At 53.2% G+C, this 15,966-nt stretch carries 15 protein-coding genes; 8 read left to right on the top strand and 7 right to left on the bottom strand.

Annotated elements, in window-relative coordinates:
• The first annotated feature begins 61 nt into the window (after positions 1–61).
• The 4 genes from rrtA (at position 62) to G411_RS0100330 (ending at position 3,131) form a co-directional block, all read left to right on the top strand.
• Positions 62–661, top strand: a complete 600-nt coding sequence (gene rrtA, locus G411_RS0100345) for a rhombosortase (RefSeq protein ID WP_022957175.1) — start codon at positions 62–64, stop codon at positions 659–661.
• 147 nt (positions 662–808) lie between these two features.
• Positions 809–1,717, top strand: a complete 909-nt coding sequence (locus G411_RS21215; RefSeq protein ID WP_022957174.1) for a LysR family transcriptional regulator — start codon at positions 809–811, stop codon at positions 1,715–1,717.
• An 86-nt stretch (positions 1,718–1,803) separates the two neighbouring features.
• Positions 1,804–2,094, top strand: coding sequence for a response regulator transcription factor (locus G411_RS0100335; RefSeq protein ID WP_022957173.1), 291 nt, complete (start codon positions 1,804–1,806; stop codon positions 2,092–2,094).
• 287 nt (positions 2,095–2,381) lie between these two features.
• On the top strand, positions 2,382–3,131 hold the full coding sequence (locus G411_RS0100330; RefSeq protein WP_022957172.1) for a hypothetical protein: 750 nt from the start codon (positions 2,382–2,384) through the stop codon (positions 3,129–3,131).
• 334 nt (positions 3,132–3,465) lie between these two features.
• Here the strand turns inward: G411_RS0100330 and G411_RS0100325 are convergent, their stop codons facing one another.
• From G411_RS0100325 to G411_RS22005, 5 genes are all read right to left on the bottom strand, one after another.
• Positions 3,466–4,116 (bottom strand): hypothetical protein, encoded by a 651-nt coding sequence (locus tag G411_RS0100325; protein ID WP_022957171.1) that lies wholly within the window; start codon positions 4,114–4,116, stop codon positions 3,466–3,468.
• A gap of 95 nt (positions 4,117–4,211) precedes the next feature.
• Positions 4,212–4,439 carry a hypothetical protein gene (locus G411_RS0100320; protein WP_022957170.1) on the bottom strand — a complete coding sequence of 76 codons (228 nt, stop codon included), beginning with the start codon at positions 4,437–4,439 and terminating at the stop codon, positions 4,212–4,214.
• A gap of 173 nt (positions 4,440–4,612) precedes the next feature.
• Positions 4,613–4,969 carry a cupredoxin domain-containing protein gene (locus G411_RS0100315; protein WP_022957169.1) on the bottom strand — a complete coding sequence of 119 codons (357 nt, stop codon included), beginning with the start codon at positions 4,967–4,969 and terminating at the stop codon, positions 4,613–4,615.
• A 36-nt stretch (positions 4,970–5,005) separates the two neighbouring features.
• Positions 5,006–7,345, bottom strand: a complete 2,340-nt coding sequence (locus G411_RS0100310; protein ID WP_022957168.1) for a heavy metal translocating P-type ATPase — start codon at positions 7,343–7,345, stop codon at positions 5,006–5,008.
• A 927-nt stretch (positions 7,346–8,272) separates the two neighbouring features.
• Positions 8,273–8,590, bottom strand: a complete 318-nt coding sequence (locus tag G411_RS22005; protein WP_157581066.1) for a hypothetical protein — start codon at positions 8,588–8,590, stop codon at positions 8,273–8,275.
• A 737-nt stretch (positions 8,591–9,327) separates the two neighbouring features.
• Between G411_RS22005 and modA the strand changes: the two genes are divergently transcribed.
• From modA to modC, 3 genes are read left to right on the top strand one after another with little or no spacing between them, the layout of a single operon-like run.
• Complete coding sequence (modA, locus tag G411_RS0100305; RefSeq protein ID WP_169530592.1) at positions 9,328–10,059, top strand: molybdate ABC transporter substrate-binding protein; 732 nt, start codon at positions 9,328–9,330, stop codon at positions 10,057–10,059.
• 2 nt (positions 10,060–10,061) lie between these two features.
• Complete coding sequence (modB, locus tag G411_RS0100300) at positions 10,062–10,763, top strand: molybdate ABC transporter permease subunit (RefSeq protein ID WP_022957166.1); 702 nt, start codon at positions 10,062–10,064, stop codon at positions 10,761–10,763.
• Positions 10,764–11,846, top strand: coding sequence for a molybdenum ABC transporter ATP-binding protein (gene modC / locus G411_RS0100295; protein ID WP_022957165.1), 1,083 nt, complete (start codon positions 10,764–10,766; stop codon positions 11,844–11,846).
• Between the two features lie 48 nt (positions 11,847–11,894).
• Here the strand turns inward: modC and G411_RS0100290 are convergent, their stop codons facing one another.
• The gene (locus G411_RS0100290; protein WP_022957164.1) at positions 11,895–12,266 is read right to left on the bottom strand and encodes a nuclear transport factor 2 family protein; all 372 of its coding nucleotides are present in this window, start codon (positions 12,264–12,266) and stop codon (positions 11,895–11,897) included.
• Positions 12,267–12,430: 164 nt separating this feature from the next.
• Between G411_RS0100290 and G411_RS0100285 the strand changes: the two genes are divergently transcribed.
• Positions 12,431–14,593 (top strand): carboxy terminal-processing peptidase, encoded by a 2,163-nt coding sequence (locus G411_RS0100285; protein ID WP_022957163.1) that lies wholly within the window; start codon positions 12,431–12,433, stop codon positions 14,591–14,593.
• Between the two features lie 18 nt (positions 14,594–14,611).
• On the opposite strand, the gene gorA is transcribed toward G411_RS0100285, so the two are convergent.
• Positions 14,612–15,964: a glutathione-disulfide reductase gene (gene gorA, locus G411_RS0100280; RefSeq protein WP_022957162.1), complete on the bottom strand. Its 1,353-nt coding sequence runs from the start codon at positions 15,962–15,964 to the stop codon at positions 14,612–14,614.
• Positions 15,965–15,966: the final 2 nt, after the last annotated feature.

Below are 15,966 nucleotides of genomic sequence, written 5' to 3'. Positions count from 1 at the left end.
GTATTCGGTATTTACTGAATGCTCTGGAAATGAGCGCTAAAGGGCGCGTGTTGAGAAATGTGTGTGGAGAAATAACTGGCCATATCCGGCGCTGCTGGGAATCGCGGCCTTGCTGATAGTGCTGCAACTGGTAACAGAGAGCGGCGTAACCGAGTTGAGTTATCAACGCCAGGCCATTCTGGCCGCTATGCCGTGGCGGCTAATCAGCGGACACTTTGTTCACTCGAACCTCATACACATGGCGATGAATCTCGCTGCCTTGATATTACTCGCCGGTTTGATTCCCGAGAAAAACAGGAGTTACCTCCTGCCGGTCGTGGTCGTCGTAGCCCTGCTCACAGGCGGATTTCTTCTGCTGATGGAGCCCCAGCTGGAGCACTATGTGGGCTTGTCTGGGGTTCTACATGGTTTAAGCGTGGTCATCGGCATCTGGCTGTGGCGCGAACACGCGATAAGCGGCCCAGTGCTGTTATTGCTGCTCCTGACAAAAATCGTACTGGAACAAAGCGGACTGCTGGATACTAGCAGCACGGAATCGCTGATAGACATGCGAGTCGCCACCGAGGCCCATTTATGGGGGGCGGTATCCGGCGTTACTCTGTGCGCGATGTCGGCACTTGCGCAGCGCCTCAGCCGAGCGTTGGGGCGTGGAGGTGAGTAGGGTGATGGTCTGCCTGAGCAACAGGGGAGTGAGACATTTCGGTATCTGCGGCGTGCAGGGTGATATCGCGCGTAACATTAGGATATTCTTGTTGTTATTCCGCAACACTCGTATAGATTAGCCTGCTGTATCGTTGAGTCGTATCGTATGCCCACCCAGCACCTGCCTTCACTTAACCTGATTCGTGTTTTTGAAGTTGCCGCTCGCCGATTAAGCTTCAAAGACGCCGCAGACGAACTGTTTGTATCGCCCCCGGCAGTCAGCCACCAGATCAAAGCGCTGGAAGAAAATCTGGGTGTGGCGCTGTTCAAACGGGAAAATCGCAAAATCTCCCTGACGGCAGAAGGCAAACGCTACTATCTGCATGTCAAACGCGGTCTGGACTTGATTGATACCGCCACACTGGCGGTGCGCAAAGAGCGGAAAAAACAGCGTTTTGTCATCAATACACTGCCAAATATCGCAACGCTGTTACTGTTTCCCAACATCCACGAGTTCCAGCCGAAATATCCAGAGCTAACAATCCAGATCGATTCCGATGTCTCGCGGGTTGATTTGGAACAGTCGGAAACCACCGTCGCTATCCGTCACGAATGTGGCAATGAGCCCGAGCTTACCTACCATCCCCTGGTAGAAATCTCGTTGACGCCCATCTGCACACGGAGCTACCTCGCCGAACATCCCGGCTTGAGCGCCGGCGATTTCAGCGGCTGCCGGATCATTAAAATCGCCAACGACAGTTACCAATGGCCACGATGGCAAACGCAGTGGGGCCTGCTCCCGGATATTGCAAACGAGCTGGTAGTCAGCACGGTGCAGGCGAGTATCGAGGCCGTGAAGAGCAACATCGGCGTCGCAATGGGCTACCTGCCCACGTCCTATCAATTCATGCGCAGCGACGATGAGTTGGTGCTGCCAATGGCCGAGAAAGTTACCCGGCACGGTGAATGTTTTTTGACCTACAGCAACAAGCATCAGGGTGATCAAGTCATTCAGGACTTCCATCAGTGGGTAGCGGGTATCATCGCCAAAGAATGGTCGAATAAGATAATCTAATCTGAAAGCGCTGAATTATTCATTTGTCAGCCCCGTATTCACAGGGGAAGATACTCGGCAATCGCAACGGAAAAGTGATCGCCAAAATGCCCCTCGACAACGCTAATACCCCGTATTCCAGTGCAAAACCGCTGCCCCTCACGCCACGCGAACGCCAGGTGCTCCAGGAACTCGCGATGGGTAAGAGCAACAAGATGATTGCAAATATCTTATCTATCAGCATGTACACGGTAGACGGATACGTGAAAGAAATTTACCGAAAACTCGGGATTAGAAATCGCGCGATGGCGACACTCGTCGCCGTCCAGCACGGCATTCTTAACCTGAACCATCTGGATATGGCCGACTTTTCGCAAAACAACGCTGCAACTCAGTAACGACAACCCAGCGCTGTAACATTTATAGAGGGAAGCTGATGCCCAAGCATACGAAGGCGAGCGGGGCGTTTACGGCCGCGTCAATAGTGGCCACCGTTGCCATTTTTTCTTTTTCTTCCACTGCCGTGGCGCAATTGGACTCGAACAGTCAGCCTCCGCCCGCATGAAATTTAAGCTCAGAGCAGCTCGAGAATCCCCGCGCCTTCATCGCTGTCGACAAGTCTTTTGGTGTTGTTGCGTTTTGGGCCCTGAAGGGCAAAGAGGGGATACAAACGGCGGCCTCCTACATGCAACGCGACTTCGCAGCACAGGTATTCGGAAAATGGGCTCAAGATTCCTCCAATAAATTAAAGAAAGGCGAACCAAACCGCTGGGGCATTGTGCCCGATAAAAAGGTGGAAAAAGCGCTGGAAAAGCACAAGCCGCTTCCTCTCGACAGAATATCCGAGTATCCGCCGCGTGAAGCGATGATCATGGTGACAAAGATTTACGGCGATTGCTTTGGTGAGCGCAGCGCAGAGCTCAATTTCGAGGAGATTGGCCTGATTCGCGGTGAATTCTCGGCCAATTTCTGCAACGCGGCAGCGGCAATGCCGAAAATGACGCACTACCTAGCAAAAGATAAAGCCTTGATGCATTGGGGGCGCTCGCAAATCGAGCATCGCAATGCGCGAGGGTGTGGATATGTTCCTGCCATCGCCTATGAATACGCGCTGGAAAACGACGCAGCGGGTCGAGAAGCCGCCGAGAAAGCACGAAAAATCGCAGCAGCTCAACGTCAGCAATATCTCGATAGTATTCGGGGCCAGAAACTAGCCAAAGAGGCTTATGAGGCGGGCCGTGCGCAGCGTGAATTCTATGCCAGGCAGGAACGCGATAAACAGGCAGCCAAAGACCAAGCCCGCAAACAGGCTGCAGATGCCGCATACAGAACAATGATCAACAACTCGCAAAACCAGTTGCCGTCAGCGCCAAACTCCAATCGCCGCGATTGCTACGACCAGGGCAACGGCAAGGAAATCTGCTTCACCGATTAAGTGCCCGACTTGCAAGCTATTGGGTTCCGGCGTCAAGCATGTCTGGACTGACGTCCGGATATGCCGTTGCACGGCAAGCGCAAGGGCATCGGTGTTCAGCGTTTTAATTCGAGGGCGTTCGTGTCGGCTACGGACAGTCGACAAAAGCAAGCGAGTTACGGGAACGGATTGACCGGGCTTGCGACGCCATTCAGTCCCCAAATGTTCGCATAATATATATTATGTAAAATATGGTATCTCAGCGAAGAAGGCATCGAGCTTCAGCGTGAAGCTGCGTAGCCCTTCTTCCACTTCGCATTATTGGGGCGGGTTAACTGCGTACTTTTAAACTGCTTTATCTAGTACTTACGTCGTTTCCAGAATCTTGTTCCTTTTTTGATATTAGAGAATTCCATGTTTCTATAACTGAATAGGCATGATTGAAGCATTCAAGAGCCGCGTCACCAGTAACCTCTTGTATAAACGGGGGTTCTACTCTTTCAGGCTTTTGCATGAAGTCAATGGTGAGCATTTTTTGCCCACCTCCTACATCCATGTTACCAACTGGAGGCATGATATATTTACCGGCAAGATCGCTTAGCTTGTAATGGACTAGGTTGTTTCGTAACGATGTAAGCTTTTCCAAACCAGACTTCGCATCAGAGTCTAGGTCGTGATTAAATTTTTCTTTAAACAATATCCGGAGCTTGGCTAGTACCGACGATTCACCCTGTAACTTCTTGTATCCTTTTCTAAGGTGAATAAAGCTCTTCAAATCCTCTTTAGGGATTATTTCCTCTGAGATCTCATTGGCAAATGCCTCTAGCGCCATTGCTGAAAACATAATGCCCATGATGCTCGATGCTAAGAGATGATTAGGCTCTTGATCTTCTTTTGCCTGCGTAGAGTTGACATAGGCCTGTTCTAGATAAAATTCGACTAGTGAGAAATGGAAGTATCTGATCGCATTAGATCCATCTATTTTTGCTTCGAATATTGTTGGCACTTATTCACCTATTTTTACATGAGCAGTCGTCCACGGGGCCGAGCCACCATCAATGATCGTTTCATTGGTTATTTAAATTCTTATATGGATTTCAGTTAGTGAAAATCTACCCCCTCAAAAAAATGTCCGAGATCGGCTGTTAACAGGCCCAGGATTTCGAGTTTGAGGAAGTATGCTGATGTGGCGTCGACGGTGTCGAGATTGCCGATCAGGCGCTTCCAGTCCTGAATGGGGAACGTATCGAGGTGCGGCTCATTCGGGTAGAAGAGCCGCTTGGTCCGGGGCGCCGGAAATGCCCCGCCGCTGTCCTGAATCCGTACCATTTCACCTAATTCCTTGGTGCAATTATCTATCTGTTATACGAGAGGTTTTCGCGGGGTGCAAGCCCAATAAGGCTAGGCAAAGCGGACTGAAGGCCGGTACACGGTCATCAGCTTCATGACAAGCTCTCGGTTTTATCGATGGCATGCGGGCTTTGAAATAGCCTCCACAAGACTTAGTTACCAACCATGATCTGTCCCCGGTACATTTGCATCTGGCAATGGAATGCGTACTCGCCCGCCTGTAATGCCGGCAAAGTGATCGACTTCAGTTTGTTGAGTGGCAGCGTTTCGCTGATGCTTAACTCGGGGATCAGCAAGGTTTCGGAACAAGGCGTTGGGTCTTTGCGCATGAATTTAATGTCTATCGCCTTCCCTGCGGGCACTTTGATTCTCGCAGGCGAGTACGTGCCGTTTTCGACGGTGATTATCAGGTCGTTTTCGCCAAGCTCGGCCTCTTTAGGCTTGTACAGCCAGAACCACCATACAATCAGTGCTATCAGCACGATACCGACGATATTGATCAAAAGCATATCTACTCTCCTTAACAGGATGCTGGTTGGCGCTCTCTAGTGTTCTTGTGCCTTAAACAGGCGCAGACGGTTGGCGTTTGTGACGACGGTCAGGGACGAAAATGCCATCGCAGCCCCCGCGACGACCGGGCTCAATAACACGCCAAAGAATGGATACAACACGCCCGCAGCAAAGGGCACACCGGCAGCGTTATAGACGAAGGCGCCGAAGAGGTTCTGTTTGATGTTGCGCAGCGTGGCTTTGCTTACCGCTATGGCATCGGCAAGTCCGTGCAGCGATCCACGCATGAGGGTGATATCGGCACTCTCGATGGCCACATCGGTACCGGTGCCGATGGCAAACCCGACATTGGCGATGGCCAGCGCTGGCGCATCGTTAATGCCATCGCCGGTCATGCCGACCACTTCACCTTCCATCTGCAATTCCTGAACTTTTTTGGATTTGTCTTCTGGCAGTACCTCGGCGAAAAACTCGGAAATGCCCGCCTTTGCGGCAACGGCCTTTGCCGTCGCGCGGTTATCACCGGTCAGCATGACGACGCGAATACCGTTCTGTTGCAGGCGTTTTATGGCGGCAATGGAGTCGTCTTTGATGGGATCAGCCACGGCGATAATGGCGGACAGCCGATTGTTCACCGCGAAATACATGGGAGTTTTTGCCTCAATGGCGAGATTTTGTGCTTTTTCGACGAACTCACCGAGGTCGATATTACGCTCGCGCATCAGTTTTTCGTTGCCGAACAGCAATGTCTTACCGTCAACGTCCGCCTGCACGCCATGGCCTGCAATGGCGCTGAAGTTAGCGACTTTGCTGCTCTCGATGCCCCGCTCTCGGGCAGTCTCAACAATGGCTAACGCGAGGGGATGCTCTGATCCGGATTCAAGGGATGCCGCCAGTTTTAGCACGGTGCTCTCGTCCTCCTCGCTAGCGATTAGAATATCGGTGACTTTCGGGGCGCCCAGTGTGATCGTGCCGGTTTTATCCAGAATCATGGCCGATATTTTCGATGCGGTTTGCAAGGCTTCGCCATTGCGGATCAGCACACCCGCCTCCGCCGCTTTGCCCACGCCCACCATGACCGACATGGGGGTTGCCAGCCCCAGTGCACAGGGGCAAGCGATAATCAGCACGGTGGTGGCTGACACAATGGCAAAGGCAAGCGCTGGATCGGGACCAAAATTGAGCCATGCCAGTGCGCTTGTGATGGCAATAATCATGATGACCGGCACAAAATACGCCGAGATCACGTCTGCCAAACGCCCTATGGGCGGCTTGGAATTCTGCGCGCGCTTGACCATATTGATAATTTGCGCGAGCGCCGTGTCTTTGCCGACGCGGGTGGCTTTGAACCGTATTGAGCCGGTTTTATTGATGGTGCCCGCCGCTACAGCATCGCCCTCGGCTTTTTCAACGGGCATCGGTTCCCCGGTTAGCATGGACTCATCTATGGCCGTATGACCGTCGATGACTTCACCATCGACAGGAATTTTCTCGCCCGGTCGCACACGGACAATGTCGTCCATTAATACCTGCTCAATAGCCACGTCGAGTTCTTTGTCGTCGCGAATGACTCTGGCAGTTTTAGCTTGCAGGCCGATAAGCCGCTTTATGGCTTCAGATGTCCGGCCCCGGGCCTTCAGTTCAAGCGCCAGGCCCAGGTCAATTAAGCCAATAATCATGGCTGTAGCTTCGAAGTACACATGTCGCGCCATTTCCGGAACGAGCTGGGGAGCGGCTACAACGACCATGGAGTACAGCCATGCGGTGCCTGTGCCCAGCGCGATCAAGGTGTCCATATTGGCCGAGTGGTTTTTGAAGGACTGCCAGGCACCGATATAAAAATGTTTACCCGCAATGACCATCACGGCGAATGTCAGGAGCCCTACCGCTAACCACGCAAGGCGCTCACCGGTCGTATTCACGGTCATTGCGCCGCCGACGATGCCGTATATCATCAGCGGCACACCTACGGACAAGGCGATGGTCATGTCACGCATCAGACGTTTGTAATAGGCCCAATCTGCCTGTTCTTTTTCCGCCAGCGCATCGTCTTCATGCTCGGCCGTTGCGATTTTGGCGTTATAGCCGGCCTTCTCTACCGCATTGACCAAAGCATCTGCTGGCGCCGTGCCCGCCACACTTACGGTGCGCATCGCAAAATTCATCTCCGCCTTTTCTACGCCCGGCACAGCATTCAATGCTGACTCGATTTTCCCGACGCAACTGGCGCAGCCCGCTCCTTCAATAATGAGCTCCTGCAGATTGGCGGTCTTGGCGTCATGATGGTGATGATCATGGGTGTGAAGATAATGGGGTGACGTTGTGGCGTCATTACTATGGCAAGATGCATCGCCAGATGTTGTGTTTGAACTCATGCCCTACTCCCGGCCTATTCGCATGGGTCTTTGATAAGACAGCCCAGCTACGTTAACGGCTTCAATACGTTGACTCGCTTCTTCTACCACGCTGATCCGCGGCAACTTCTTCAATCAAATGGCAAATCATAGGTCCCGTCGGCGCCTTTACCAGAACAGGAATCTGATTCAGCAAGTCGGTTATACACCTTTGTCTAAGACACAGGTCAAGCCCTTGCCGACGACGCTGTTGATATAAACGAACGGGAGAAGCCCTTTTCTTTGCCCCGGGGCCTGCGGAGCAATGTGGCGTGATACGATTTTGGCGGTAGCGGTCTGTTGTTGCGGTATATCGTTTTAAAATCAAAGGTTTGCTGCGGAAATATGGAGTCTACTCGCCGAACAGATCGGCATGAGCCGACATCTCTACACCAAAATATTTTTCGCGAGCCGTGACAGGAACTGCTGTCCTTGAGTACTGCTTATCACCCTGACTACTCCTAGCGGGAGTTACACTTATAGGGTAGAAACGAGGCGGATTAAGCAGATTTTTGGGTATTTTGAGCAAAAAAACCTATCCCTTATTCATCTGGAGAAGATTCAAATAAATCGTGATGACAAACCGGACATAAAACCTCACCCTTTAGTGGAGTTTTCCAGAATAAAATTAATAACCTTCCAAATCGAAGTCTCGATGTTACTGACGACTCTGATTTGATAATAGAAAAAAATGAAGAATTACATTTCGGGCATTTTACGATAATTGAAAAAAAAATAGGGAAGCTTAAGAACCAAATGGGAAAGAGATAGGGTGCGGAGCTCAGTATTAAGCTGACAAAACTTATCACCATAGCTAAAAATACAATTTCTATTCCGATAAAGAATAACCATCTTTTTCTAATATTCATTTTTCTAAGCAAAACCAAACCCTCTTTTAGGAAGCTAAACTTAAAAATCAGACCCTGTTCCATCGGCTCCGAAGTCTAGGTCTAACGAATCAATTGGATAGCGCGCGCCGTTTTCATTTGGGCCGTCTACCGGGCCAAAAAAACTCTCGAAAAATGTGCTTACCCCTGTCCGAAAACCATTCAAGGCATCTTCAACAGTAATGATGTGAGTAGTATTTTTTGAGCCAACTACTTCAGGAACTGGAATGCCTGTCGTAAAAAATATCGCATCAGCAACTGAAATGCCTAAATTAATCTGTCCACCATAGTTAATATCACCTGAAGTGATAGTGCCTGTTGCACTAATGAAGGGGAGCATTAGGTCTGTCGTAATGCTTCCACTGCTACCCCTGAAACTGTTAGCGATACTACCTTGCTGAACTCCAAATTGTAAAAAATCTACCCCTATATCTACACCTATTGCAGGACCTGAATTGCCACTAGTTTTCTAGATACTTCCCGGTCAGAGAAAATAAATGCGTCCGTTTTATAGGCGCAAGATAAAGGTCTCGGCGTCATGATGATCATGGGTGTGAGGATGATGGGGTGACGTTGTGGCGTTATTACCATGGCAAGATGCATCGCCAGATGTTGTCGTGTTTGAACTCATGCCCTACTCCCGGCCTATTCGCATGGGCGTTTGATAAGACAGCCCAGCTACGTTAACGGCTTCAATACGTTGACTCGCTTCTACCACGCTGATCCGCGGCAACTTCTTCAATCAAATGGCAAATCATAATTCCCGTCGGCGCCTTTACCAGAACAGGAATCTGATTCAGTAAGTCGGTTATACACCTTTGTCCAAGACACAGGTCAAGCCCTTGCCGACGGCGCTGTTGATATAAACGAACGGCAGAAGCCCTTTTCTTTGCCCCAGGGCCTGCGGAGCAATGTTGCGTGATACAATTTTGGCGGTAGCGGTCTGCTTAGGCTTGAAAACCAAGGTAAAAAATCTATTATTTTCAGCTTGTTAGCTTTCTGGCGGTTGTTCAGTGTGCGTAGCTGCTCTACCGTAAAACGCAGGCTGATTTTTTCTTTGTTCGGAGCACCTTGTCGTTGTCCAGATTCTTGTTCTGCTTATCCCTATGGCTGCTCGGGACCGTCGCTCAGGCTCATGCGGAGCTTCGCCTCGCCGTTGCGGCAAATTTCGCTGACACCCTTGAGGCACTGGCTGCGGATTACCAGGCGAGCACAGGTGACAAGGTTACCGTGGTTCGCGGCTCGTCGGGCAAGCTGTACGCGCAGATTGTTCAGGGCGCGCCCTTTGATATTTTCTTCTCGGCGGACGCTGACCGCCCCAAAGCACTGGAAGCCAAGGGGCTGATCGCCACTGGCAGTCGCCAGCCCTATGCGCTGGGTCAACTGGTGTTGTGGCCAGCCGGGCCGACCCCTGAAGACGCACTCAAGGCGTTTGCTTACAGCCGTTTTTCCATCGCTAACCCGCGACTGGCGCCCTATGGCAAAGCCGCGATGGAAGTCCTGACGAAACTGGCGATTTTGGATAAGGCCCAGCCAAGGCTGGTTCGCGGTGAGAATATCAGTCAGGCCTATCAGTACGTCTACAGCGGCAATGCGGAAGCGGGCTTGCTGGCACGCTCTCAAATGCGGAATGATGACGATTTCTGGGAGGTTCCGACGAATTGGTATGCGCCAATCGAACAGCAGCGCGTGGTCATGAAAAACAGCAAGCAGCAGCGCGCCGCTGAGCAGTTTTTGGCGTTTATGCAAACTGAAGCGGCAGAAGCGCGCATTTTGAGCGCGGGTTACCGCCTTCCGGGAGCCCGCTGAGAGTGACGACAGGGTTCCTGAATGCCGCAGATCTCAGCGCTCTATTGCTGACGCTCAAGTTGGCGGCAATCGTCACGATACTGCTGCTCGTGATTGGTATTCCTCTCGCCTGGTGGCTGTGCCGCAGTCGTTCGTGGTTGCGGCAGCCTATTGCTGCCCTGATTACCCTGCCCTTGATCCTTCCGCCGACGGTTTTGGGTTTCTACCTGCTGCTGGCGATGGGCCCCGAGGGTCCGCTCGGGGCGTTGACTGAACTGCTGGGAATGCAAAGTCTGGCATTCAGTTTTTCCGGATTGGTTGTTGGTTCCCTGTTCTACTCCCTGCCCTTTGTTGTGCAGCCCCTTCAAAATGCGATGGAATCGGTGGGTCAGCGGCCGTTGGATGTGGCGGCCACGCTTGGCGCGGGGCCATTCGACCGGTTTTTTACTGTGTTACTGCCCCTGTGCCGTCCGGGCATTATCACCGCCACGGTATTGGGTTTTGCCCACACGCTGGGTGAATTCGGGGTGGTGCTGATGATTGGGGGAAATATTCCCGGGGCGACACAGGTTTTGTCGGTACAGCTATATGAGCACGTTGAGGCCTTGGATTATGGAAGTGCCCATCGCTTGGCGGCGATCATGTTGCTGCTGTCGTTCGGGATGATGCTGGTGTTGCAGTATTTGCGGCGGGACGATCGCAGCTCGCGATTGCTGGGGTTCTGAATGGCGATGGGCAAACTGGACGTCAATCTCCAGCTCCAAAGGGGCTCCCGTGAGGATTTCCAGCTCAATCTGGCGCTGCCTTTACCCACCACTGGCGTGACTGGCATCTTCGGACCGTCGGGATCGGGTAAAACCACCTTACTGCGCTGTATTGCCGGGCTGGAGTCGCAAGTCAGTGGCGCAATTTCCTTCAATGGGCAGACATGGCTGGACGAGCGGCAACATCTGCCCTGCCACCAGCGACCTATTGCCTATGTGTTTCAGGAAGCCAGCCTGTTTCCCCACCTGGATGTTGCGGGTAACCTGCGCTATGCCCAGAAGCGGGCCCGTGACTCTGGGCCCGATCTGGATGCAGTCGTGGAACTGCTGGGCCTGGCTCCCCTCCTCCAGCGTCAGCCAGACCGGCTGTCGGGCGGCGAGCGCCAACGGGTGGCAATTGCCCGGGCACTGCTGGCCGCGCCCCAGTTGTTGTTGATGGATGAACCCCTATCCGGTCTCGACCCGGCGCGCAAAGCTGAGATCCTTCCCTATCTGGAAACGCTTTGCCGGGACTCGGCCATCCCGATTCTCTATGTCAGTCACTCTCTCGATGAAATCTGCCGTCTTGCCGACCATCTGGTGCTGATGGATAGCGGCCGAGCTGTCGCGCAGGGGCCGCTCTCTGACATGCTGATTCAGGAGCGGCACCGTCTGGGCGAAAAAGACGAAGTTTCTGCCGTCATTGATGCCGATTTGGTCGCGCGCGATACGCAATGGCACTTGATGCAATGTGCTTTTGATGGCGGCGCATTGTGGGTGCGCGACAGCGGCGACGCCATCGGCAGCCGCCTGCGTTTGAGGATTCGGGCGCAGGATGTGAGTTTGAGCCTGGCGCAGCCCCAGGACAGCAGCATTGTGAATATCCTGCCCTGCCAGATTTGCGCCATTCACGATGACTTTGCCGAGGCGATGCAGATTGTCGAATTAACGCTGGGCCAGCAGCAGTTACTGGCTCGCCTCACCCGGCGCAGCGTGCATAGTCTGGCGTTGCGCGCTGGGATGTCTGTCTACGCGCAACTCAAGTCAGTCGCTATTATTCGCTGATAGAAGAAGGGATTGTCTTTGGCCCCGCCAGGCAGGGCCGGCAGGCGTTCAGGGAGTGCTGGCGTTTTCCGGTCCCCAAAACGCTTTCATGGCAACCACTTTGTTGTCATCGTTAAAGGTAAACTGGTCGATGATTTCCAGGCGCATTTCGCCGTTGCCGGGGTTCAGCTCCACAATAAAGGGAAAAACGGCGTGGTTGGCGGCCAGTCGGACGGCACCGTCCATGCGTGCACTGATCCCGGAACTAAATGCGGTTTTGTAAAATCCAAGAATAGCGTCTTTACCAACGACCGGCGTGCTGCCAACGGGGTCTTCTAGGCTGGCATCATCCGTATAAAGGGCGTCGATGGCGGTGAGATCATGCTCACTCAGTGCTTTGATATAGGCCTCTACTGCGGCCACCTTCGGGTTTTTGCTCACTCGCGGGCTCCATTTATTGTGCTGGTGTAGATATTTTGAGTGTAACGCGGTATACCGATACTGAACATCATCCGTAGCAGTGAAATAACAAGCAATTCGCCCCATGCTGCCTTGGGCAGCGTATTGATCAGGAGCGAGCTACTGCGGAGTAAAGCAGGTTTTATATGTATTTATTGAAACGATCCACCTCTTCATTCACTCGCCGAGTGTTCACAACCCTGGCCCTGGTATTGCTGCTGTTGCCCTCGGCGCAGGCGCTTACCGAGTTATCACCAGACGGCGATCAGCGCGGCGCGATGAAAGAGATGCTGCAGCGTCTCGAACGCGGTCATTACGTCAAACTCGAGGTCGATGACAGCGCGTCATCACAATTGCTGGATTCCTATCTCGCCGACCTGGATCCGAATCGTCAGTTTTTCCTGAAAAGCGATATTGATGAGTTCGAGCGCTACCGCGAACGCCTTGATGACGAACTGAAGAAAGGCCGCGTGGATGCCGGCTTTAGCATTTTCAATCGCTATCGCCAGCGCATTGTTGAACGGCTGGAGAAAACGATAGCCAGCCTCGACAAGACAGTTCCAAGTTTCGACTTCAGCAAGGATGAGAACATCCTGCTGGATCGCTCGGAGCAGCCTTGGCCCAAAAATCAGCAAGAAGCCGACGAAATATGGCGAAAGCAGCTTAAAAACCGCGTTCTTGGGCTCAAATTGGCAGGCAAGGAAGACAAAGATATTGTCGAGTTGCTGCAGAAACGCTTCCGCAACCAGGTCAAACGGCTTGAGCAGCTCGAATCGGAAGACGCGTTCCAGATGTATGCCAACGCCTTTGCTTCGCTGTACGACCCCCACACGGATTACTTCTCCCCTCGCCTGTCTGAAAATTTTCAGATCAATATGAGCCTGAAGCTGGAAGGCATTGGCGCCGTGCTGCAGATGGAGGACGACTACACCAAGATTGTTCGCCTGGTACCGGCGGGCCCTGCGGATAAGCAAGGGCAACTGCAGCCGGCTGACCGCATCGTTGGGGTCGCTCAGGGGAAGAAAGGCGAGATGCAGGATGTGATCGGCTGGCGTCTGGATGACGTGGTTGACCTGATTCGCGGTCCCAGCGGCTCCTTCGTGCGCCTGGACGTCATCCCAGCCATTGCGCATAGCGATGAAGAGCGCAAGGAAATCGTGATCGAGCGCAATGAGGTGAAGCTCGAAGAGCAAAGTGCCAAAGGCGAAATCATCGAGATCAAAGATGCCGACGGCGAGACGCGCAAGATTGGTGTCATCAATATTCCGACCTTTTACCTCGACTTTGATGCCTTCCGCATGGGAGATCCGGACTTCCGCAGCACGACCCGGGATGTCCACCGTATTCTTGGCGAGCTGTTGGTTGACGGCGCAGAAGGGATTGTCATCGATCTGCGCGATAACGGCGGCGGCTCGCTGGCCGAGGCCAATGGCTTGGTCGGCCTGTTTATTGAAAGCGGTCCGACTGTGCAGATTCGCCAGTCGAATTCGCGGGTGATTCGCGAAGGCAAGCGTCGCAGCTCCCCCTACTACACCGGCCCGCTGGCTGTGCTGATCAACCGGATGAGCGCTTCGGCTTCAGAGATTTTTGCCGGCGCCATTCAGGATTATCAGCGCGGAATCGTGATTGGTACCCAGTCTTTTGGTAAAGGAACGGTGCAATCCGTTAACCCGCTGAGCCACGGGCAGCTAAAAATGACGGAGTCCAAGTTCTATCGGATTTCGGGTGACAGCACCCAGAATCGCGGCGTCATTCCCGATATTGCCTTCCCGCCGCTCTACGACAAGGAGCAGATCGGTGAGAGCATTCTGGACAATGCCATGGCCTGGGACCGTATCGCCGAGGCGCGCCATCGTTATTACTATGACCTTCGCTCCGGCCTGCCCGCCTTGGAAAACAAGCACGCTTCCCGTATTGCCAAGGACCCGGACTTCCGCTTCCTCACCGAACAGCTTGCCGCCATCGATAAATATCGCGACCGCAAAGAGCTGTCGCTGAATATGGCGGTTCGCAAGAAAGAGCGTGAGGAACAGAAAGCCCTGCAACTGGCGATGGAGAACCGCCGCCGTGTGGCTAAGGGCGAAGAGCCTCTGGAGGTACTGGAAGGCGACGGTGAAGAGGGACTGGAAATTCCTGATGACTTGGTTGTGAGTCCTAAAATGGACAGCAGTCAGGACAGTGATACCGTTGCTGACAAGGGTGACGAAGAGAAGAAGGAAAAGGTCGACCCCTTACTCAATGAGGCAGGCCACATTCTCGTTGATGCAATGCCCTACTTTCAGCCCGAGCAATTGGCCGGGCGCCCATAAGTAAGGACGGAAGCCAGCTTAACGGCTGGCTTCCCGCATAGTGACAAACTCTTCCGCAACGGTGGGGTGAATGCCGATCGTACTGTCAAAGACCGCTTTTGTTGCTCCGGCCTTAATGGCAACGGCAAAACCCTGAATCACTTCTCCCGCATCATCGCCGAGCATATGTGCGCCTACCACACGGTCGCTGGCGACATCGACAATCAGTTTAAGGAAAACCTTGGAGGGGTTTTCAGTCAGCGTGTGTTTCAGGTGCCGGAACTGCGAGGTAAACACGCGAATATCGCCAAAGGTTTCCCGCGCTTGCTCTTCGCTGTAGCCCACGGTGCCGATATTAGGCTGACAGAAAATAGCCGTGGGAATGTAGCTGTAATCCATGGCTTGGTCTTGATCGCCGTATAGGCGGCGTACCAGGTTCATGGCTTCGGCCAGCGCGATGGGCGTCAACTCCATTCCGCCCGTGACATCGCCCAAGGCGTAGATAGCAGGGTCCTGGGTCTGAAACTCCGGAGAGACCTCGATAAAGCCCTTATCGTTGAGTGTGACCTGGGTATTCTCAAGGCCCAGGCCCTCAACCAGCGCGTTGCGTCCGGTCGCATACATCACCAAACCGGTGTTCAGCGTGTCGCCGTGCTGGAGTTTGACCTGGTAGCCCTGCTCGGTTTTGATAATGGCGCTAACATCCTCGTTAAAGCGCAAATCAACGCCTCGCTGACGCATTTCTTCGGCGAGATGTCCGCGAATTTCTTCATCGAAACCGCGTAAAAACAAGTCTCTGCGGTAGATCTGCGTCACTTTGACGCCGAGTCCATTCAGAATCCCCGCAAACTCTGTGGCGATATAGCCACCGCCGACGACGGTGGCGTGCTCGGGCAGTTCGTCGAGATAAAACAATTCATTGGAACTGATCACGTGCTCCCGACCTTCAACGTCGGGAATGAAAGGCCAACTCCCCACGGCGACCAAGATACGTTCGGCACTGTAGGTTTTGCCTTCTACCTCCACACGATGGCTGTCGACAAAGCGGGCGTGACCATTAATGATTTGAACGCCGGCATTGCGCAGCAAGTTGCCGTAAATGCCGTTCAGACGCTCTATTTCACGGGTCTTGTTGTCACGCAGGCGTGCCCAGTTCAGGGGCTGGTGTTCAACATCCCAGCCGAAACTGGCCGCATCGTGGAAATTCTCGGTGAAGTGGGCCGCATAACTGAACAGTTTTTTGGGAACACAACCTACATTGACACAGGTGCCGCCCAGCGCGCGGGACTCTGCAACAGCCACCTTGGCACCCATGCCCGCCGCCATACGGGCCGCTCGCACACCGCCGCTGCCTGCGCCGATGACCAGTAAGTCGTAATCGTAGTCTGTCACGC

It is taken from the genome of Spongiibacter tropicus DSM 19543 (genome assembly GCF_000420325.1).
Classification (GTDB): Bacteria; Pseudomonadota; Gammaproteobacteria; order Pseudomonadales; family Spongiibacteraceae; genus Spongiibacter; species Spongiibacter tropicus.
This window is presented reverse-complemented; position numbering and strand designations above follow the sequence as displayed.

Bases quoted from the DNA above. Each gene is read 5' to 3' on its own strand.
- G411_RS22005 (WP_157581066.1), bottom strand. From the start codon at position 8,590: ATGCTCCCCTTCATTAGTGCAACAGGCACTATCACTTCAGGTGATATT.
- G411_RS0100330 (WP_022957172.1), top strand. From the start codon at position 2,382: ATGCAACGCGACTTCGCAGCACAGGTATTCGGAAAATGGGCTCAAGAT.
- G411_RS0100320 (WP_022957170.1), bottom strand. From the start codon at position 4,439: ATGGTACGGATTCAGGACAGCGGCGGGGCATTTCCGGCGCCCCGGACC.
- G411_RS0100310 (WP_022957168.1), bottom strand. From the start codon at position 7,345: ATGAGTTCAAACACAACATCTGGCGATGCATCTTGCCATAGTAATGAC.
- modC (WP_022957165.1), top strand. From the start codon at position 10,764: ATGGCGATGGGCAAACTGGACGTCAATCTCCAGCTCCAAAGGGGCTCC.
- G411_RS0100285 (WP_022957163.1), top strand. From the start codon at position 12,431: ATGTATTTATTGAAACGATCCACCTCTTCATTCACTCGCCGAGTGTTC.
- G411_RS0100335 (WP_022957173.1), top strand. From the start codon at position 1,804: ATGCCCCTCGACAACGCTAATACCCCGTATTCCAGTGCAAAACCGCTG.
- G411_RS0100315 (WP_022957169.1), bottom strand. From the start codon at position 4,969: ATGCTTTTGATCAATATCGTCGGTATCGTGCTGATAGCACTGATTGTA.
- G411_RS21215 (WP_022957174.1), top strand. From the start codon at position 809: ATGCCCACCCAGCACCTGCCTTCACTTAACCTGATTCGTGTTTTTGAA.